This window comes from Dellaglioa sp. CoH-57-MRSF-19 (assembly GCF_056781975.1).
The window spans coordinates 54,504-75,738 of the sequence record NZ_JBXAXW010000004.1 but is presented as its reverse complement, the minus strand read 5'-3'; the positions used below and the strand labels follow the sequence as shown (position 1 = coordinate 75,738).

General features: G+C 33.2%; 20 protein-coding genes. All 20 read left to right on the top strand.

Translation table 11 applies throughout. The annotated features are described in order from the left end of the window. Window positions 1-16 precede the first annotated feature (16 nt). The 20 genes from ftsL to AC1RO3_RS05380 all read left to right on the top strand — a co-directional run bounded on the left by ftsL (window position 17) and on the right by AC1RO3_RS05380 (window position 21,228). Window positions 17-385 (top strand): cell division protein FtsL, encoded by a 369-nt coding sequence (gene ftsL, locus AC1RO3_RS05475; protein ID WP_481761678.1) that lies wholly within the window; start codon window positions 17-19, stop codon window positions 383-385. After that, on the top strand, window positions 382-2,547 hold the full coding sequence (locus tag AC1RO3_RS05470) for a penicillin-binding transpeptidase domain-containing protein (RefSeq protein WP_409022366.1): 2,166 nt from the start codon (window positions 382-384) through the stop codon (window positions 2,545-2,547). Before ftsL ends, AC1RO3_RS05470 begins: the two co-directional genes overlap by 4 nt. A 16-nt stretch (window positions 2,548-2,563) precedes the next feature. Further along, window positions 2,564-4,036, top strand: a complete 1,473-nt coding sequence (locus AC1RO3_RS05465) for a UDP-N-acetylmuramoyl-L-alanyl-D-glutamate--2,6-diaminopimelate ligase (protein ID WP_481761679.1) — start codon at window positions 2,564-2,566, stop codon at window positions 4,034-4,036. A 21-nt stretch (window positions 4,037-4,057) separates the two neighbouring features. Continuing rightward, complete coding sequence (mraY, locus tag AC1RO3_RS05460) at window positions 4,058-5,023, top strand: phospho-N-acetylmuramoyl-pentapeptide-transferase (RefSeq protein WP_409022368.1); 966 nt, start codon at window positions 4,058-4,060, stop codon at window positions 5,021-5,023. A 17-nt stretch (window positions 5,024-5,040) separates the two neighbouring features. Then, window positions 5,041-6,417, top strand: coding sequence for a UDP-N-acetylmuramoyl-L-alanine--D-glutamate ligase (gene murD, locus AC1RO3_RS05455; RefSeq protein ID WP_481761680.1), 1,377 nt, complete (start codon window positions 5,041-5,043; stop codon window positions 6,415-6,417). 1 nt (window position 6,418) lies between these two features. Beyond that, window positions 6,419-7,519 (top strand): undecaprenyldiphospho-muramoylpentapeptide beta-N-acetylglucosaminyltransferase, encoded by a 1,101-nt coding sequence (gene murG, locus AC1RO3_RS05450; RefSeq protein ID WP_409022370.1) that lies wholly within the window; start codon window positions 6,419-6,421, stop codon window positions 7,517-7,519. A gap of 18 nt (window positions 7,520-7,537) precedes the next feature. Further along, window positions 7,538-8,386 carry a cell division protein FtsQ/DivIB gene (locus AC1RO3_RS05445; protein WP_409022371.1) on the top strand — a complete coding sequence of 283 codons (849 nt, stop codon included), beginning with the start codon at window positions 7,538-7,540 and terminating at the stop codon, window positions 8,384-8,386. A gap of 120 nt (window positions 8,387-8,506) precedes the next feature. After that, entirely contained in the window at window positions 8,507-9,823 is a 1,317-nt protein-coding gene (ftsA, locus tag AC1RO3_RS05440) for a cell division protein FtsA (protein ID WP_481761681.1), read from the top strand. A 17-nt stretch (window positions 9,824-9,840) separates the two neighbouring features. Next, a complete protein-coding gene (gene ftsZ / locus AC1RO3_RS05435) occupies window positions 9,841-11,073 on the top strand; it encodes a cell division protein FtsZ (protein WP_481761682.1) in 1,233 nt (410 codons plus the stop codon). A gap of 32 nt (window positions 11,074-11,105) precedes the next feature. Next, a complete protein-coding gene (locus tag AC1RO3_RS05430) occupies window positions 11,106-11,519 on the top strand; it encodes a cell division protein SepF (protein WP_481761683.1) in 414 nt (137 codons plus the stop codon). Between the two features lie 21 nt (window positions 11,520-11,540). Next, window positions 11,541-11,834, top strand: a complete 294-nt coding sequence (locus AC1RO3_RS05425; RefSeq protein WP_409022375.1) for a YggT family protein — start codon at window positions 11,541-11,543, stop codon at window positions 11,832-11,834. 6 nt (window positions 11,835-11,840) lie between these two features. Next, the gene (locus tag AC1RO3_RS05420) at window positions 11,841-12,623 is read left to right on the top strand and encodes a YlmH family RNA-binding protein (protein WP_481761684.1); all 783 of its coding nucleotides are present in this window, start codon (window positions 11,841-11,843) and stop codon (window positions 12,621-12,623) included. 19 nt (window positions 12,624-12,642) lie between these two features. Next, complete coding sequence (locus AC1RO3_RS05415) at window positions 12,643-13,341, top strand: DivIVA domain-containing protein (RefSeq protein ID WP_409022377.1); 699 nt, start codon at window positions 12,643-12,645, stop codon at window positions 13,339-13,341. Between the two features lie 281 nt (window positions 13,342-13,622). Then, on the top strand, window positions 13,623-16,406 hold the full coding sequence (gene ileS, locus AC1RO3_RS05410; protein ID WP_481761685.1) for an isoleucine--tRNA ligase: 2,784 nt from the start codon (window positions 13,623-13,625) through the stop codon (window positions 16,404-16,406). A gap of 118 nt (window positions 16,407-16,524) precedes the next feature. Next, window positions 16,525-17,499 (top strand): diaminopimelate epimerase, encoded by a 975-nt coding sequence (gene dapF, locus AC1RO3_RS05405; RefSeq protein ID WP_481761686.1) that lies wholly within the window; start codon window positions 16,525-16,527, stop codon window positions 17,497-17,499. Window positions 17,500-17,581: 82 nt separating this feature from the next. Further along, window positions 17,582-18,505, top strand: coding sequence for an alpha/beta hydrolase (locus AC1RO3_RS05400; protein WP_481761687.1), 924 nt, complete (start codon window positions 17,582-17,584; stop codon window positions 18,503-18,505). A 27-nt stretch (window positions 18,506-18,532) separates the two neighbouring features. Further along, window positions 18,533-19,093 carry an NUDIX domain-containing protein gene (locus tag AC1RO3_RS05395; RefSeq protein ID WP_481761688.1) on the top strand — a complete coding sequence of 187 codons (561 nt, stop codon included), beginning with the start codon at window positions 18,533-18,535 and terminating at the stop codon, window positions 19,091-19,093. Then, window positions 19,086-19,343: a DUF1328 domain-containing protein gene (locus AC1RO3_RS05390; RefSeq protein ID WP_481761689.1), complete on the top strand. Its 258-nt coding sequence runs from the start codon at window positions 19,086-19,088 to the stop codon at window positions 19,341-19,343. The genes AC1RO3_RS05395 and AC1RO3_RS05390 overlap by 8 nt, the downstream gene beginning before the upstream one ends. 28 nt (window positions 19,344-19,371) lie before the next feature. Next, window positions 19,372-20,055, top strand: coding sequence for a 5'-methylthioadenosine/adenosylhomocysteine nucleosidase (locus AC1RO3_RS05385; protein WP_481761690.1), 684 nt, complete (start codon window positions 19,372-19,374; stop codon window positions 20,053-20,055). Between the two features lie 24 nt (window positions 20,056-20,079). Continuing rightward, window positions 20,080-21,228, top strand: coding sequence for a cysteine desulfurase family protein (locus tag AC1RO3_RS05380; RefSeq protein WP_481761691.1), 1,149 nt, complete (start codon window positions 20,080-20,082; stop codon window positions 21,226-21,228). The last annotated feature ends 7 nt before the right edge of the window (window positions 21,229-21,235 follow it).

Below are 21,235 nucleotides of genomic sequence, written 5' to 3'. Positions count from 1 at the left end.
AAAGGGGTTACATATCATGGCACAAAATAGCACAGCACGACAAATGCCAAGAGAATATAAAGAAAATCCAAGACAACAACCTATACATAAAAAAACAGTGGGATCACAAAGTGTTGCATTTTCTAGAATTGAAAAATCATTATTTGGTTTAATTGGTGCAATTTCTTTGGTACTTATGCTTATGCTAGTTTCATCTCAGGTAGAGTTGTCTAATAGTAGTCAATTTTTACAAAATATTAACAGCGAAATAACAGCTATTCAAACTAAGAGTTCTGATTTGACACAAGAAGTGAACGAACTTGCCAGTAATGATCGATTAAATAGTATCGCTAATAAAAATGGTCTTAATTTAAGTGAGAGTAGAATAAGGAATGTAACGAAATGAATAATCAAAAGCAACGGATGATAAATGACATGAAAAAGAAACGTAGAAATAGGCAAAGGTTTGGTGTGCTACTAATCCTGGCCGTTTTAGCGATTCTTTTGATGTTTATCATTCGTTTTTCTTATATTGTAATAGGTGGAAAAGTTTCAGATGTTAATTTAAGTAGCCAAACACAGGCACTTTATGAAAATAGTCGAATTGATAAAGCAAATAGAGGAACCATTTATGATGATTCAAATCAACCGATTGCTGAAGATACAACAAACTACTCAATTTATGCAGTTCTATCAAAATCATATGTTGGTGCAAATAACAAAGCGTTATACGTTACTGATAAGAGTAAAGCTGCAAAAGTTATTAGTGATGCGATTGGAATGAAAGAATCTAAAGTTTACAATATTTTGAATGCAAAAAAAGGAACTTACCAAGTTGAATTTGGTAATTCTGGTAAAAACTTATCTTTGGAAACAAAAAACAAGATAGAATCAGCAGATTTAAAAGGTATTTATTTCACTGAAACACAAGCAAGATTATATCCAAATGGTGTTTTTGCATCACATTTAATTGGTGTGACAAAAAGCACTTCAAAAAAAGGTGATTCAACTTTATCTGGTGTAATGGGACTAGAATTAGCATTTAATAAACAATTAAGTGGAACAGACGGGTTAAAAAAGGTCCAAAAAGATAGTTATGGTTACCAACTACCAAACTCAAAGACAAAAACAAAAAAAGTTGAAAATGGAAATAATATTTATACAACCATTGATACAAAATTACAAACGTATCTTGAAACAACTCTAACTAACGTACAAAAAACATATAATCCTAAATCAATGAATGTTGTTATAATGAATGCTAAAAATGGAAAAATTTTGGCAGGAAGTCAACGGCCTACATTTAATGCAGATACCAAAAGTGGTATTTCAAAGATGTGGCGTAATACGCTAATTGAAGATAGTTATGAACCTGGCTCGACTATGAAAGTATTTACAATGGCAGCTGCTATTGAAAATAATGCCTACAATGAGAATGCCGTCTATAAATCAGGTGTTTTAAAAGTGGGAACTAAGATTGTTCCTGATTGGAATACATCTGGTTGGGGTTTAATCACTTATCGTGAAGGTTTCGCTCGTTCAAGTAATGTTGGTATGGCTAAGTTGGAACAAGCGATGGGGCATACTGCTTGGCTTAAATATATTAAAAAATTTGGTTTCCTGGAAAGTACAAATCTGGGATTAGCTAATGAAGCAAAAGGTAGTATTGAATTTCAATACCCAATTGAACAAGCAGATACAGCTTTTGGTCAAGGAATAAATGTGACAACTATGCAAATGATGCAAGGTTTTACGGCATTTGCAAACAACGGTAAGATGATCAAACCAACGCTTGTGGATAAAATTGTAGATCCTAATACTGGAAAAACAACGTATCAAGCTAAAACAACAAATTTAGGACAAGTTATTAAAAAATCAACGTCTAAAGAAGTATTAAGCATGATGCAAGATGTTATCTACAAAAATTATGGGACCGGTAATGCCTTTAAAATTGATGGTTACAAGATAGCTGCAAAAACAGGAACTGCCCAAATTTCGGATCCAAATGGAACTGGATATCTAACGGGTGATGCAAATTATGTCTTTTCAGTTGTAGGTATGGCGCCGGCCAAAGATCCAAAATATATTATGTATGTAACGATGAAACAACCACAAAATATGCAAGGTACCAGTGGTAATGCTATTTTGGCACAAATATTTAATCCATTGATGAAGAGGACTTTAGAAGAAGACAGTTCAACAGCGGTATCAACTGCAAAGACTAATGTAACAGTAGCAGACGTTACAAATAGTTCAACTTCATCAGCTAAAACAAAATTAAACGAACAAAATCTAGATATTGCAGTTATCGGACATGGCAGAACGGTAGCTAATCAGTATCCACCTGCTGGAACGACTGTATTATCCGGACGTAAAATATTGTTATTAACAAATGGTGAAATGATTATGCCTGATTTAACCGGTTGGTCAAAGAGTGATGCGGTGAATGCTGCAGAATTAATGAAACTAAACTTAACGACAACGGGTAGTGGTTATGTAGCAGCTCAAAGTATTAAGGCGAATACAGTTGTTAAAAAATCAACTATGGTGAAATTAACGTTAAAATAAAAAGGTGAATATAGATATGAGAGCAGATAAATTAATCCAAAGTTTAAAATTTAAACGAGTATCAACGGCGATTGATTCAGAGTTAGATATTAAGCTATTAACACAAGATACAAGAGAAGTTGTTGAAGATAGTCTATTTGTTGCTGTTGAAGGTTATACAGTTGATGGACATGATTTTGTGAATCAAGCGGTTGAAAAAGGTGCGAAGATTATTATTGCTCGTAAACCAGTTGATGTACCTGTTCCAGTCGTTTATGTCCAAGATACAAATCGTGCGATGGCAATTCTTGCCGATGCATTTTATGGCGTCCCAAGTCAGCAGATGAGAATGATTGGTGTTACTGGTACAAATGGTAAGACGACTGTTACACATTTGATTGAACAAATTTATCGTGACTTAAATCAAAAAACAGGTTTAATCGGTACAATGTATCGTAAAATAAATGATACACTGTATCCTTCGAATAATACAACTCCAGATGTTATTACATTGCAAAGAACTTTAGCACAAATGAAACAAGAAAAAGTTGAAACTGTTGCAATGGAAGTTTCTTCACATGCGTTAGTCTTAGGACGTGTATGGGGTATTGATTTTGATATCGCAGTTTTTACAAATTTGACACAAGATCATTTAGATTTTCATAAAACAATGGAAAATTATGCACATGCAAAAAGTATGTTATTTGCTCAGTTGGGTAATCATTATACTGAATCAGGCGACTCAAAAGTGGCTGTTTTAAATTTTGATGACCCAGTGGCTCGAACGTTTACTCAGTTTACTTCTGCTCAAATATTATCTTACGGTATCGAAAATGATGATGCCATGATTCAAGCTAAAAATATTGAAATTAAGAGTCATGGAACTGAGTTTGATTTAATTCTTTTTGGTGAAACAACTCATGTTACAATGCAATTAATCGGCTTGTTTAATGTTTATAATATGCTTGCTGCGTTTAGTGCCGCATATGCTGCTGGACTTGATGAAACACAAATTATTAAATCACTTGAAAAAGTGACTGGTGTTAAAGGTCGTTTTCAATTAGTGCCTTCTAAAACGGGTATCAGTGTAATTGTAGATTACGCGCACACACCAGATGGGTTATTAAATGTCTTAGAGACAATACAAGATTTTGCACAAAATAAAATTTATTGCATTGTTGGCTGCGGTGGTGATCGTGATAAAGGAAAACGTCCTAAAATGGCAAAAATTGCTGCTGACCATAGTGATTACCCAGTATTTACTATGGATAATCCTAGAACTGAAGATCCTAAGGAAATTATGGCAGACATGCTGACTGGAATTCCAGAAAATAGAGCAACTGTTATAATGGATCGACACGATGCAATTGCTCAAACAATAAAAAAGGCGCAACCAGGAGATGTTATTTTAATTGCTGGTAAAGGTCATGAAGATTATCAAATTCTTGGTCGAGAAAAAGTGCATTTTGACGATGTTGAAGAAGCATCGGGAGCATTAAATAAAAAATAAGAATTGAGTGAGGATAAGACAATGACTAAACCAGAAATGTTTATACCGTTGGTAAGTGGATTCGCATTAACGTTTATGTTTATGCCATTATTTATTGGCTATTTTAGAATACGTAAACAAGGGCAAATGATTAGAGAAGAAGGACCAAAATGGCATGAGAAAAAGTCTGGTACACCAACAATGGGTGGATTTGTCTTTAATATTGCTATTATTATTACTGCAATTTGGACAGGTATATGGGCTAATTCTATGACACCAGCGATGATGATTATGATTTTCATCTTATTTTTATATGCTATTTTAGGATTTTGGGATGACAGTATCAAATTATTCAAACGACAAAATGAAGGTTTAAAGCCTTGGCAAAAATTATTGGGTCAAATAGTTGGTGGATTAATCTTCACCGTCGTTTATGTCCATGAACATTTGCCACTTGCAATTAATGTCTTTGGTTTTGGTGAGGTCTCAATCGGTATTCTTTATGCTGTATTCATTATTATTTGGCTTGTTGGATTCTCTAATGCGGTTAATTTAACTGATGGAATTGACGGTCTTGTTTCAGGTCAATCAATTATTGCATTCGGTGCATATGCAGTTGTTGCGCAAGTACAACAACAAAAGGATGTACTTATTTTTTGTTTATCTGTCATTGGCGCATTAATTGCGTTCATTTGGTTTAATCATAAACCAGCTAAAGTTTTCATGGGAGATATGGGATCGTTAGCATTAGGTGGTGCATTAGCAACCGTTTCAATTTTATTACACCAAGAACTATCACTCATTTTTATTGGTATTATATTTGTTTGTGAGACGGCAAGTGTTATTTTACAAGTAGCTTCATTTAAATTAACAGGTAAACGCATATTCAAGATGAGCCCAATTCATCATCATTTTGAAATGAGTGGTTGGAATGAATGGAAAATTGATATTGTCTTTTGGACTATTGGGTTAATTGCTGCGATTTTAACGTTACTAGTCATTTTATAAAGGGAGATTTAATTGGAATGAAAAATATTACGAATTATCAAAATAAAAAGGTTCTAGTTGTAGGTTTAGCAAAGAGTGGCTTGAATGCAGCCAAACTTTTAAAAGATTTAGGCGCATTTGTGACTGTGAATGATCATAAAAATATTGATGATAACCCTGAAGCTAAAGAGCTTTTGGCTGAAGGAATCAAAGTGATTACGGGCGGACACCCACTCTCTTTACTAGATGAGGATTTTGAGTTAGTCGTAAAAAACCCTGGAATTCCATATACAAATTTACTTATTGAAAAGGCAATGGAAAAAGGTTTACCTATTATTACAGAACCAGAGCTTGCTTATGAAATTTCTGAAGCGCCAATGATCGGGGTTACAGGAACGAATGGTAAGACAACTACAACGACGCTGATTTCATTGATGTTAAATCAAGAAAGAAAGCAAGGACGTGCATTTGTCGCTGGAAATATTGGTGTTCCATCTGTTGCCGTAGCAAAAAAGGTAACCAAAAATGATATTATTGTAGCTGAATTATCAAGTTTTCAATTATGTGGCATTGATAAATTGAAACCAGAAATAGCCGTTATTACTAATATTTATGAGGCACATACGGATTACCATAAAACTCGAGAAAATTATGTGAAAGCAAAAATGAGAATAACTGAAAATCAAGATTCTAGTGATTTTCTTGTTGTCAATTGGGATTTAAAAGAACTTCGTGAACTAGCTAAAACAAGTTCTGCTAACATTGTGCCATTTTCTAGATTAGATGAAATTGAAACAGGGGCTTATGTAAAAGACGGAAATATTTACTATCAGAATGAATTCATTATGAAATCGGATGAAGTTAATATTCCTGGTGAACATAATATTGAAAATGCGCTTGCAGCTATCGTAACTGCTAAAATTAAAGGTGTAACAAATACTGCTATTCAAGAAGTATTATCGACATTTACAGGAGTACGCCACCGTACACAGTTTGTTAGCGCATGGCATAATCGCAAATTCTATAATGATTCAAAGGCAACTAATATTGAAGCAACTGAGATGGCTGTAAAAGGATTTTCGAATCCAATTATACTATTAGCTGGTGGATTAGATAGAGGATTTACGTTTGAAAAATTGGTGCCTGTACTTAAAGCACATGTAAAAGCAATGATTGTTTTCGGTGAAACAGCTGATTTAATGCGAAATGCTGGAGAAGCGGCAGGTATTACTCAAATTAAGCAAGTCACTGATGTTGTTGCAGCTGTTCCCGAAGCATATAAATTAAGTGATAACAATGATATTATATTGTTATCCCCAGCAGCAGCTAGTTGGGATCAATATCCTTCATTTGAAGTACGTGGTGACAAATATATTGAAGCGGTTGAAAAATTAATGCAAGTAGAGGATAAATAAAATGAAAATTATTGTTTCTGGTGGTGGCACTGGCGGGCATATTTACCCTGCGTTGGCCCTTATTGAAGCGCTAAAAGTAAAAGATCCAACGGCTGAATTTTTATATGTTGGGACTGAAAAAGGACTTGAGAGCCGAATCGTTCCAGATAATGGAATTCCATTTAAAACAATTAAAATTCAAGGATTTAAAAGATCGTTATCAGTAGAAAATATTAAGACAGTCCAACTATTTTTAAAAAGTGTGAAAGACGCAAAGAAAATGATTAAAGAATTTAAACCAGACATTGTTATTGGAACAGGCGGTTACGTATGTGGTGCAGTGGTTTATGCTGCTGCTCGATTACATATTCCAACTATTGTTCATGAACAAAATAGTGTTGCAGGTGTAACAAATAAATTTTTGAGCCACTTTGTTGATAAAGTAGCTATTTCTTTTGAATCAGTTGCAGATCAATTTCCTAAGAAAAAAGTTGTTTTCACAGGGAATCCCCGCGCACAACAGGTTGTAAATGAAACAGAAATTGAAGCATTATCGCAATATGGATTATTAGATGATGTACCAACGATGTTAGTTTTTGGTGGTTCAAGAGGAGCTGCGAAAATTAATCAAGCAATGGTTGAAGCAATTCCTGAATTAAATAAAAAACCATATCAAATTTTATTTGTTACAGGTAACGTTCACTACGATAAAATTATGAATGATTTAAACGGGATAGAATTAAATAAAAATATTGTGATAAAACCATATTTAAATAATATGCCTAATTTATTAAGCCATATTTCTGTCATTTTAGGACGTGCTGGTGCAACAAGTATAGCAGAAATAACTGCACTTGGATTACCATCTATTTTGGTGCCTAGCCCTTATGTTACAAATAATCATCAAGTAAAAAATGCAATGAGTCTAGTTGATAATAATGCAGCTAAGCTTATTACTGAGGATAAGTTAACGGGATCAAAATTGGTCATGGTTTCAGATGAAATGATGCTCAATACTGATGTGAGAAGACAGATGGCTAATAATTCACGTAAAATGGGTGTGCCCAATGCTGCAGATAATCTAATTAAGGTTATGGAAGATTTAATCAAAATTAAAGAATAAGTTAGGAGGCCAAATAAGATGTCAAAAAATAAATTCTTAAAAAGAAAAAAAGCTGAATTGACACCTTGGGAGGCCTTACAAGAGAAAAAAAAGAAGAAAAATAAACGATTCGATTTTTTTGGAAACCCCAAAACAATTAGTGACCGATTACCAAAATTAAAAAAATATCAACATCATGCCCTAAAACAAAAATTAATTATTATAATTGGTTCGTTTCTGATTATTGGTTTAATTGCACTATATTTTATTTCACCATTAAGTAAAATACAAAATATTAGTATTTCAGGTGAAAAAACAGTTTCAAAAGTACAAGTAGAAAATGCTAGTAATTTACACATTAATGATCCATTATCCCACGCGTTTTTTAGAAAAAAAGCTATTTTAAAGGATATAAAAAAAGAATTGCCACAGGTGAAGTCACTAACTGTTAGCCATAATAAATGGAATGGTGTTAAACTTTCTATTAATGAATATGATCTTGCAGGATATATTTATAAAAATAAAACATACTATCAATTATTTTTGAATGGGACAATTGGAAGTAAGAAATTTGACCAACCAGTGGGGAATTATCCTACGTATTCTAAGTTTAATCAAACAAATATATTGCAAAAAATGGTTAAACAATATAAAAAAATTCCGATGAAAATCAGAAATGGAATATCAGAAATCGATTATCAACCATCCAAAGTGAATAATCAGCGAATATATATATACATGAATGACAGAAATAAAATTATTGCTAATATTGATAATTTTGCCGATAAAATGGCTTTCTATCCAAGTATCTCATCTAAAATGAAGAAAAAAGGTGTCGTTGATTTAGAAGTGGGTGCATATTCTTATCCATATAATAAGAAAAGTTAACAAAGTTGGTATGGCCTATGGGATATCCTTTCTAAATCAGGTCTTAATGTGGTAAAATATGAGTACTATATCTTATAAAAAATAATATTAAAAGCAAGCTGTAAGGAGGTTCTTTTTCAGATGGGTAACGCAGGTATATATGTGGGGTTAGATATCGGTACGACATCAATTAAAGTTATCGTTTCTGAATACGTTAATGGTCAATTGAACGTAATTGGTATTGGTAATGAACGCTCACAAGGTTTGAATAGGGGAATTGTAGTCGATATTGATAAGGCTGTAATTTCAGTACAAAAAGCTATTAAACAAGCTGAAGAAAAAGCAAATATTCAGATTCACGAAGTACATGTTGGTATTCCTGCTAATTTATTACAAATTATTCCTTGTAACGGCATGATTGCCGTTTCAGATGAATCAAAAGAAATTACAAATGAAGATGTTGTGAATGTTGCGAGTGCAGCATTAGTTCAAAATTTACCACCAGAAAGAGATATCATTGATATTATTGCTGATGAATTTGTAGTTGATGGATTTGATGGCATTAAGGATCCTCGTGGTATGATTGGTGTGAGATTAGAAATGCATGGATCAGTTTATACTGGCCCAAAAACAATTATTCATAATTTAAAAAAATGTGTTGAAAATGCTGGGCTAACTATCAGAGAAACAATCGTGAACCCATTAGCACTTGCATCAGTTGCGATGTCAGATGGCGAAAGAGACTTTGGTACTGTACTTATTGATCTCGGTGGTGGTCAAACGACTGCTTCAGTGATTCATGATCATAAGTTGAAATTTACATACGTGGACCAAGAGGGTGGCGATTTTGTCACGAAAGATATCTCAGTGGTTCTTAATACATCTGTTGAAAATGCTGAAAAATTGAAACGCAATTATGGATTTGCTAATTCTGAGTTAGCATCAGAAGATGATGTTTTCCCAGTTGATGTTGTTGGACAAAGTGAGCCAATCAATATCTCTGAAAAATATTTAGCAGAGATTATTGAAGCAAGAATCTCTCAAATCTTAGATAAAATAAAAAGTTCATTAGATGCTATCAAGGCGTTAGAATTACCAGGTGGCGTTATCTTAACTGGTGGTCTTGCAGCTTTACCAGGAATTACAGAATTAGCATCAGAAATTTTGCAAGTTCAAGTTAAAACCTACGTCCCTGATCAAATGGGATTACGCTATCCTTCATTTGCACAAGCCTTAGGATTGATTAATTATGCAGTCGAGCAAGATGAAGTCACATTATTAGTGAAAAGTGCAATGGGACTTGATATTGATCAATTAAGTTATAGTATTGTTGAACCAGACAACGAAAAACCTAAGAAGCAAGAAGTAAAAAACAAAGTTAAAAAAACTAGAAAACCAAAAACATCAGGGGATCCATTAAAATCAGTTAAAAACTTTTTTAATGAATTTTTCGATTAAATAGGAGGAAGTAAGTAATGGAATTTTCTTTGGACTCAAGTGAAGATAAAGGCGCAGTAATAAAAGTAATTGGTGTCGGTGGCGCTGGTGGTAATGCTGTTAATCGTATGATTGATGAAAATGTTTCAGGTGTTGAGTTTATTGCATTAAATACTGATGTTCAGGCATTGGAAAGCTCAAAGGCAGAAATTAAAATTCAATTGGGTCCTAAATTGACTCGTGGATTAGGTGCTGGTGCAACTCCAGATATTGGTAGTAAAGCTGCACAAGAAAGTGAAGAAGCAATTATCGAAGCTATTGATGGCGCTGATATGATTTTCGTTACTGCTGGAATGGGTGGTGGAACAGGAACAGGAGCTGCTCCTGTTGTAGCTAAAATCGCTAAAGATCAAGGCATTTTAACAGTCGGAATTGTAACACGTCCATTTACATTTGAAGGACCTAAACGTAGCCGTTTTGCTGCTGAAGGAATAGCTAATCTGAGAGATCAAGTTGATACGTTAGTTGTTATTGCTAATAACCGTTTACTTGAAATCATTGACAAGAAGACACCGATGCTTGAAGCATTCCAAGAAACAGATAATGTTTTACGTCAAGGTGTTCAAGGTATTTCTGAATTAATTACATCACCCGGTTTAATTAATTTAGATTTTGCTGATGTTAAAACAGTGATGGCTGATCAAGGAACTGCATTAATGGGAATTGGATCTGCTACTGGTGAAAATAGAACTGCTGAAGCAACAAAAAAAGCAATTTCTTCGCCATTACTCGAAGTTTCAATTGATGGTGCAAAACAAGTTCTACTTAATATCACCGGTGGTGCTGATATGAGTCTTTTCGAAGCGCAAGAAGCTTCTGAAATTATTTCACAAGCTGCAACTGATGAAATTAATATTATTTTTGGAACGTCAATTAATGAAGACCTAGGTGATGAAATCGTCGTAACAGTTATTGCAACTGGTATTGATGATGTTAAAGAAGAAAAAAAAGCCACAGTTCGTACACGAACATTACCAAGAACTGATGCACCTAAAGCAACATTAGCTGAAAAGCAAGAAGATCGTTTTGACGATTGGGATATTATGCACCCATCAAGTCAACCTGAAGAAAAAAAATCAACAGAATTTGAAAATGTTGAAAAACCAAATTTTGATGTCTTTAAGAATGATATCAAAACTGATGATTTAGCAACAAATAATGATGATAGTTTAAGTACACCACCGTTTTTCAGAAAACGACGTAAAGATTAATTAAATGAATCAATGGGGAGGTTACGGATATTATGGCTTTTGAAAAAATTGGTCGTTTTTTTGGGTTAGCTGAAGAAGATGATTTTGAAAATGATGATTACCAAACCGAAGAGTCTATGCGGACTTCGTCATTGAATCAAAGTAATAAAGTCGTTTCGATAAATGGTAAATATAGTCAACCACAAAAAATTAATTTATTTGAACCTAGAATTTATTCTGATGTTAAGGATATTGCAACGCATTTAATGCAAAATCAAGCAATCGTCGTAAATTTTCAAAAAATGGATGAAGTTCAATCTAAACGGATTGTTGATTTCTTGTCCGGAACAATTTTTGCTATTAACGGAACAATTCAAAGAATTGGCGATAATATTTTTCTTTGTACACCAAACTCATTTACTGTTGAAGGAAATATGGCAGATAATATTTTTGAAAAATTCGAATAAAAGAAAAATCGAGGTATACAAATGATTGAGTTTATTACATTTCTAGCTAAAGTGATTACGTGGGCTTTTGATGCTTATGAGCTAGCAATTATCATTTACGTTTTAATGTCATGGTTTCCAGGCGCTTATAATACGCCGGTTGGCCATTTCTTAAGTAAAATTTGTCAACCATACCTTGCATTTTTTGACCGTTTTATCCCGGCAATTGGGGGTATTAGTTTTTCACCAATTATTGCGATAATCGCGCTAAGCTTCATCCAAAATGGGGTTATGGGACTTCTGACTACTTTGATTCGTCTTTATGTTGGAGGCTAATGATATATGAATGATACAATTTACCAACATTTCAGGTCCGACGAAAAAGAAATTATTGATACATTGTCAGATTATATCGAGCAAGCTAAATCAGAGTACAGGGCAGTTCTAACTCATTTTTTAAATCCTAGAGAGGCACATATTGCGACCTATCTATTAGGCCAAAATGACGAAATTAGTTTAAAATTATTTGGTGGCACGAAAGAAGCTGAACGAAAAAGATTACTTTTTTATCCAGCGTATTTCGATGTTCAAGATAGTGATTTTGATTTACAACTTATTGAAATTAAGTATCCAATAAAATTTGCTACCTTAAAACATGGACAAATTTTGGGAACTTTGGCTAATGCGGGATTAGATAGAGAAGTACTTGGTGATATTTTAACAGATGGTCAGCAATGGCAGGTTGTTGTTGAAAAAAAGATGGCTAATTATTTGATTAGTCAAGTTGATCGTATTGGTAAAATTAAGGTATCACTTGAAGAGATTCCTTTTTCACAAACGGTGAGTGTCACAGATGAGTGGCAATCGCAAAATGAATTAGTTTCATCGTTACGAATCGATTCAGTCATATCAGCTGTTTATAATATGTCTCGACAAAACGCCAAAAATTTAGTTAATTCTGAAAAAGTTAGTTTAAATTGGCAAGTTATTAATAAGCCTGATTATGAATTAGCAGAGTTTGATGTTTTGTCAATTCGTGGTTTTGGACGAATCAAGTTAGATTTTATTGCAGGTATGACTAGAAAAGATAAATATAAATTAGAGTTATCAATATTAAAAAAATAAATTTTGAAGGACGTGCAAAATGACTTTAAGTCCATTAGATATTCATAATAAAGAATTTAACGTAAAATTACGAGGCTATGATCAAGACCAGGTTAATGATTTTCTAGATAAAATTATTAAAGATTATGAAATAACGTTAAAAGAAAATGAAAATTTAACTGAAGAAGTTAAAACTAGTAATGAAAAGTTAGAATACTTTAATGATTTAAAAGATTCTTTAAATCAATCAATTATTGTTGCTCAAGAAGCTGCTGATCGCGTTAAGGTTAATGCTAAGCGTGAATCTGAAATTATTAATAAAGAATCACAAAAGCAAGGTCATGATATTATTGATGAAGCGAATGAAAAAGCTAAACATATTATTGATATGGCTTCAGAAAAAGCTAAAAAATTAGCTGTTGAGACTGATGACTTGAAGAAACAAGCACGTATTTTCCGTCAACGTTTAAAAGTTATGATGGAATCACAATTAGAAGTTGTTAAAAGTTCTGATTGGGACGAAATTTTAAAACAAGGCGAGACAAGCACATATTCTGAAATTCAAGACGTTTTAAAACGTGAAGAAGACAAAGAAAAACGTGAAGCCAAAGAAATAAAAGAATCAGTTAATAATAATGACGATATTGTTGTTACAGAAATTATTGCTGAATCAGATGCAAATGAAGATTCTGAGCAAAATGATCAAGATACAATGGTCATTTTCCCAGATAATAAATAAATTTGAGAATAACAATTATATGATACATTTTTAGCGAGTCGATGATAGTGGAAGGTCGATAATAAGTATTATATAATTTATCATCTCAACGATTTCATTAAACTGAAATGATCAAGTAAGTTTAATCGGCTTCATCTCCGTTATCACGATGATTGAGTGAAATTTAACGTTATATAATGTTAAGTTTCTAAATTTGGGTGGTAACACGAAGACTTCGTCCCTTGTAACGGAGTCTTTTTGTGTATAATGAAATAAAATAACTTTTAAAAGGAGTTTATAATATGAAAATGAAAGAAACCTTAAACTTAGGTAAGACAGAATTTCCAATGCGTGGAAATTTACCAGTTAAAGAAGCAGAGCGTGAAGATGCATGGAGACAAAACGGTGTTTATGAACTAAGACAAAAGTTAAATGAAAAGAAACCAAGTTTCATTTTACATGATGGACCTCCATACGCTAATGGTAATATCCATATGGGACATGCTTTAAATAAGATTACGAAGGATATTATCGTTCGTTCAAAATCAATGATGGGCTTCAGATCACCTTTTGTTCCTGGCTGGGATACTCATGGCCTTCCTATTGAACAACAATTGGTTAAACAAGGTGTTGATCGTAAAACCATGTCAAAAGCTGATTTTCGTGAATTATGTGAAAAATATGCTTTGGAGCAAGTTAATTTGCAACGCGAAGATTTTAAACGTTTAGGCGTTGCAGCTGAATGGGATAGCCCATACATGACTTTACAACCTGAATTTGAAGCTGAAGAAATCAGAATGTTTGGTGAAATGGCTGAAAAAGGTTACATCTATAAAGGTAAAAAACCAATTTATTGGTCACCATCGTCTGAATCAGCATTAGCTGAAGCAGAGATTGAATACCACGATATTAAATCACCATCAATGTATATTACATTTGATGTAGTTGATGGGAAAGATATTTTAGATACAGATACAAAAATGATTATCTGGACAACAACACCATGGACAATTCCAGCTAATTATGGTGTCGCTGTACATCCTGATTATAAATATATCCAAATTAATGCTGATGGGAAAAAATATGTTGTCGCTGAAGAACGTTTAAATATTTTAAAAGAAGAATTTGATTGGGAAAATGTTGAAGTATTAAAAGAATTTTCTGGTCGCGATATGGAATATATGACAGTGCAACATCCATTATATGATCGTACATCATTAGTTATTCTAGGTTACCATGTTACTTTAGATTCTGGTACAGGACTTGTTCATACTGCTCCAGGACATGGTGAAGATGATTTTATTGCTGGACAAAAGTATAAATTACCCGTTGTATCTGTTTTAGATGAAAAAGGTGTCATGAATGAAGATGCGCCTGGATTTGAAGGGATATTTTATGATAAAGCTAATCCATTAGTAACTGATGAATTGAAAGAGAATGGTCATTTACTTAAACTTTCATTCTTTACGCATAGTTATCCACATGATTGGCGTACAAAAAAACCTGTTGTTTTCCGTGCAACGGCACAATGGTTTGCATCAGTAGAGATGTTCCGCGATGATATATTAAAAGAAATTGAAAAAGTTGATTTTAAAAACGAATGGGGTAAGGTTCGTCTTTACAATATGATTAGAGATCGTGGCGATTGGGTGATTTCACGTCAACGTGCTTGGGGCGTTCCATTACCTATCTTCTATGCAGAAGATGGGACACCTATCATTACACCAGAAACAATTGAACATGTTGCTCAATTGTTTGAAAAAAATGGATCAAATATTTGGTTCAAAAATGATGCTAAAGCACTACTTCCTGAAGGATTTACAAGTGAACATAGTCCTAATGGTGAATTTACAAAAGAAGAAGATATCATGGATGTTTGGTTTGATTCAGGTTCTTCACATCGTGGAGTGCTAGGTAAACGTGATAATTTAACGTATCCTGCAGATCTATATATGGAAGGTTCAGATCAATATCGTGGATGGTTTAATTCAAGTGTTATTACATCCGTTGCAACTAATGGAATTGCACCATACAAACAGTTGATGTCACAAGGATTTGTACTTGATGATAAAGGACATAAGATGAGTAAATCGCTTGGGAATATCATTTTACCAAGTAAAGTTATTAAACAATCAGGAGCTGAGATTATCCGATTATGGACAGCATCAGCAGATACATCTTCTGATATCGCTGTTTCAATGGATATTTTAAAACAAGTCTCTGAAACATATCGTAAGATTAGAAATACATTTAAATTTATTTTGGCTAATACAACTGACTTTGATCCAAATGAAAATGCAATTGCATTTGATGAATTGGCATCAGCAGATAAGTATATGTTAATTAAATTAAATACATTTTCAAAAGAGGTTTTGGATGATTATGCTGAATATGATTTCTTAGCAATTTACAAAAAAGTGATTACATTTATTTCAAATGACTTATCAGCATTCTATTTAGATATTGCAAAAGATATCGTTTATATTGAAGCTGAAGATAGTTTTGAAAGACGCTCAATGCAAACTGTTCTATACCAGATTGTAACAACAATGGCTAAGTTATTAACACCTATCTTGCCACATACAACTGAAGAAGTTTGGGACTATTTGAAAGAACCAGAAGAATATGTTCAATTAAGTGAAATGCCAGAAGTTGCCCATTTTGATGGTGAAATTAAAATTGTTGAAAATTGGCAAGCATTCATGAAAATTCGTTCATATGTCTTAAAGGCTTTGGAAGATGCGCGTGATGCAAAATTAATTGGGAAATCATTTGAAGCAAAAGTTATTTTATATGTGAATGATTCTGATAAAGAATTACTTAACGTACTTGATACGGATATCCGTCAACAATTGATTGTTTCTGATTTAGAAATTTTATCTATTGATGATGTTCCAGAAGATGCAACTAATTTTGATAACTTAGCTGTTAAAGTTGAAGTAGCTAACGGTGAAGTTTGTCAAAGATGTCGTATGGTTAAGACTGATGTTGGGGAGGATACTGCGTTACCAACGCTCTGTCATCGTTGTGCAACGATTGTTGAACAAGGTTATCCAGAGGCAGTTACAGAAGGTTTTGAAAATTAAATATTTCAAAAAAGGAATAACGTAGAGTTATTCCTTTTTTTGAGTCAAATTGATTACAATCCTAAAAATATAGCGTAATATGTAAGGTATACAATTATAGTGAGAGCAGGTGTTCAATGTGGAATTAGTAAAAGTACATGGATCAGAAAACGATTTTTTTCTTTTAGATCAAACTAAATTAGAGACAGCATTATCAGATGAAAAATTAAAGAATTTAGCAATTCAAATGTGTGATCGAGAATCTGGATTACACGGTGGCTCAGATGGCATTTTAGTCGTTGATAAATCAAGTCATAATGGTGTTCTAGGTCAAATGAGAGTCATCAATGCTGATGGTACAGAGGCTAGTATGTGTGGAAACGGTTTAAGAACTGTTGGGCGCTATTTAGAAACTAAATTTGGACAAACAGAATTTAAAGTTGAGACAATGCATGCTGATTTAGATGTTAAGAAAGCACCAAATCTTCAGGCAGGCGTTGCAGCTTACAATGTCGAAATTTCACCTGTTAGTTTTGAGTCACAAACGTTACCAATGTTTTTACAAAGACAAACATTGGTAGATGAAATTATTCCTGAATTTTCACAAACGTTAAAGTTTTCAGCTGTCTCGGTACCAAATCCGCATTTAATTACTTTTGTTGATCATACAACGTTACAAGGACCGGAACTTGAAAGAATTGCAACTTATTTAAACGGTGAAAATCCGTATTTTCCAGATGGTGTTAACGTTAGTTTTGTTGAAAAATTAGATAATAAATCAATTTTTGTTAGAACTTATGAACGCGGAGTTGGGTTTACTAATGCGTGTGGAACAGCAATGTCTGCTTCAAGTTTAATGTTTGTTCTGTTAAGTGAAGGTAAAGTGCCATTTGGAACTGAAATTAATGTAAAAAATCCTGGTGGTATGGTTAAAACTGTTGTGCATCAAGATGAGAGTGGCAATTACTGGATGTCTCTAATTGGTAATGCAACTAATGTTGCGAATATAACAATTGAGTTAGCTGATGCTCTGAATGGTGATTTTTCTAAGGCCAAATGGATATCAACTAATGAACAGGATGCTTATTTAAAGTTTATATTAAGTATTATGTAATTTTATGGGGGTAAAAGACATAAATGACTGTCTTTTATCCTTTTTTTAATTTAAAATAAAGGGAAACGCTTGAGGAAATTTAATGAAAAAATGGATCATTGGAATTTGTTTAATGCTGATAATAATTGGCTTTGTTATTTTTGGCATTAGTTATTATTTATTTGAATATGCGGAGACACCAACCAATAAGGAATTTATTAATTCAGAACCTAAAAGTGCTGAGTTAAAGAAAGAATACACTTGGTTAAAACAAGTTAAAAAATTAAATTGGCAGATCAAATCTGAAGATAATTTAAAGCTTAAAGCAATTTATGTTCCTGCAGAAAGTAAAACTAATAAAACAATATTTGTTGCTCATGGATTTATGGGAAAGAAAGAAGAAATGGTCCGCTTTATTCATTTTTATCATGACAAAGGCTATAATGTTCTTGCACCAGATGCAAGAGCACATGGCCAAAGTCAAGGTGATTATATTGGTTATGGTTGGTTAGAGAGAAAAGATAATTTACAGTGGCTTGATAAAGTAATTAAATATAAAGGTACAGATTCAAAAATTACTCTATTCGGTGTTAGTATGGGTGGCGCAACGGTTATGATGTTGAGTGGAGAGAAAAAATTGCCTTCACAAGTTAAGGCAATTATTGAAGACTGTGGCTATACAAGTGTGGCTGATGAGTTAACTTATCAGTTGAAACAGATGTATAAGTTACCTAAAATCCCTATTATCCCTATTGCTAGTCTGATATCAAAAGTTAAAGCAGGTTACTCATTTTATGAAGCAAGTTCAATTAAGCAATTAAATCATAATAAGTTACCTGTGTTATTTATTCATGGTAGTGACGATAAATTTGTTCCGACTGAGATGATTTATCAAAATTATGCTGCGACAAGAGGACCTAAAGAAATTTTCATTGCACATGGTGCTAAACATGCTACGTCATTTACAAAAGATAAAGTTGAGTATGAAAAGAAAGTAACTCATTTTTTAAAACAATATTTTAACTAGGAAAAGTAAAATAACGAGGTTAATTAAATGAATTTAGAAGAAAAAGTTTTATCAGAAGAATTAATATTCAAAGGACATGTTATAGAAGTTGTTAATGAGACGGTTAAACTACCAAATGGTGAACAATCAAATAGAGAAATCGTACATCATCATGGTGCTGTAGGTATATTAGCAATAACGGATGAAGAAAAAATTGTTCTAGTTAACCAGTGGAGAGCACCTATTAGGAAGACATCATTAGAAATTCCGGCCGGTAAAATTGATGGCGATGATCATAATTTAATCGAGACTGCAACACGTGAACTGAATGAAGAAACACGCTATGAAGCTAAACATTTAGCTGAAATATATGGGTTTCATTCAGCATTAGGATTTGCGGACGAATATTTAACGCTATTCTATGCGACTGGATTAGAAAATGTAGATAACGAGTTACCTCAGGATATTGATGAATTTTTAAATGTAGTCGAATTGACGTTTAATGAGGTTCAAGCTAAAATTAAATCTGGTGAAATAACTGATGTTAAAACTATTTTAGCGGTTAATCATTGGGAAATTGAACGATTAAAAGGTGAATTACATGGATGATGAAAAAAAGTTATCGAGAAGTGAATATCAGAGATTACAAGAATTAAAGAATGATCCTGAATTTCGACAAAAAGAACGTCAACGAGTTGAAAAGGAATACCAAGATGAACATCCAACAAGAAGCTCATCTTCAGAACAACCAGAAAAAACAAATAAAAAAAGTAAATTAAACCAATTTTTGAATTGGACAATTGTATTTTTAGTTATTGCAATTGTAATTGTATTTTTAGCTTTATTCTTATTACCTTAGATATTAATAAAAAATGGAGGGTAACAACATGATTTACGGTATTTTATGTGCAATGGAGGAAGAAATTCTTTCGCTTAGAAGTCATCTAGAGAATAGAAAAGACAAAGAAATTGGCGGGATTTCATTTTATACAGGCCAAATTAATGGAAAAGAAGTTGTTTTGGTTAGATCTGGTATTGGTAAGGTACAAGCAGGGATGACAACAGCCCTTTTAATTGCAGAATTTGGAGTAACAGCCGTTATTAATTCTGGTTCAGCTGGTGGTATTGGTAATGGACTTAAAATTGGAGATGTGGTCTTAGCCACAGAAGTTGCCTATCATGATGTTGATGCAACAGCTTTTGGATATGAAATTGGTCAATTACCCCAACAACCAACTAAATACTTGGCAGATACAAATTTAAACGATGCAATTAAAAAAGCGGCTCAAGAAAATGATTTAAGTATAAAACCAGGACTAATTGTATCTGGTGATCAATTTATAGCAAGTCAAGCTCAGACAGATGTCATACTTAATCATTTTCCTGATGCTCTTTGTAGTGAAATGGAAAGTGCCGCAGTTGGTCAGGCAGCACACCAATTTGGTATTCCATTCACTATTGTTAGAGCGATGTCAGATGTTGGCGATGAAGAAGCTGGACAAACATTTGATGATTTTATTATTGAAGCTGGTCAAAAATCAGCACGAATGATTCTATCATTATTAAGCTAAATTAAAAGGAGATAAACTAAATTAATGTCAGGAATATACTTAGATAACGCAGCAACCACACCAATGGCAAATGAAGTCGTTGAAGTGATGACAGATATGATGAAGAGCACCTTCGGGAATGCCTCAAGTACACATCAATTTGGACGTTCAGCACGAATGGTGCTTGATGATAGTCGACAAATTATTGCAAATAGTATTCATGCAAAAGAATCAGAAATCATCTTTACAAGTGGTGGTACTGAGAGTGATAATATGGCTATTATGCAAACAGCTATTCAGAGAAAAACATTAGGTAAGCATTTAATCACAACAGCAGTAGAGCACCAGGCTATTTTAAAAACAATGAAATATTTAGAATCAATTGGATTTGAAGTTACTTATTTACCAGTTAATGAAGATGGTGTTATCAATATAGTCGATTTTAAAGAGGCTTTAAGAGATGATACAATTCTTGTTTCAATCATGATGGGTAACAATGAGACGGGAAGTCATATGCCAATTCATGAAGTTGGTGAGATTTTAAAGGATCATCAAGCTTGGTTCCATACGGATGCTGTTCAAGCTTATGGACTACTGGATATAGATGTTAATGAGGATCATATAGATATGTTATCAACATCAGCCCATAAATTGAATGGGCCTAAATTTTTAGGCTTTCTCTATAGAAGAGAATCTATATTTTTCCCTCCCTTTATTAAAGGTGGGGAGCAAGAAGACAAGAGACGAGCAGGGACAGAAAACATACCAGCAATTGCAGGTTTTGCTAAAGCTGTTTCTTTAATCTCAGATGATGAAAAACAAGTACGACAATTAAAGTATCAAGGCTTCAAAAAGCAAATTATAGCGGGATTAGATGATAACCATATTGATTTTGAAATTAATGGGACACTCTCAGATGATAACTTACAACATGTCTTTAATATTTGGATAAAAGGTATTCAAACTGAAGTATTACAGACCCGGTTAGATTTGGCAGGTATTGCTGTTTCTGGTGGCTCTGCATGTACTGCTGGTAATCTCGAACCTTCACATGTATTAATGGCTATGTACGGTGAAAAGAGTCCGAGAGTCACAGAATCTATTCGATTGAGTTTTGGAAAAGATAATACAGCTGAAGAGATAGATACTTTTATAGTACAATTAGTTAGAATAGTTGGTAGATTGAAAAAATAGGGGGAAT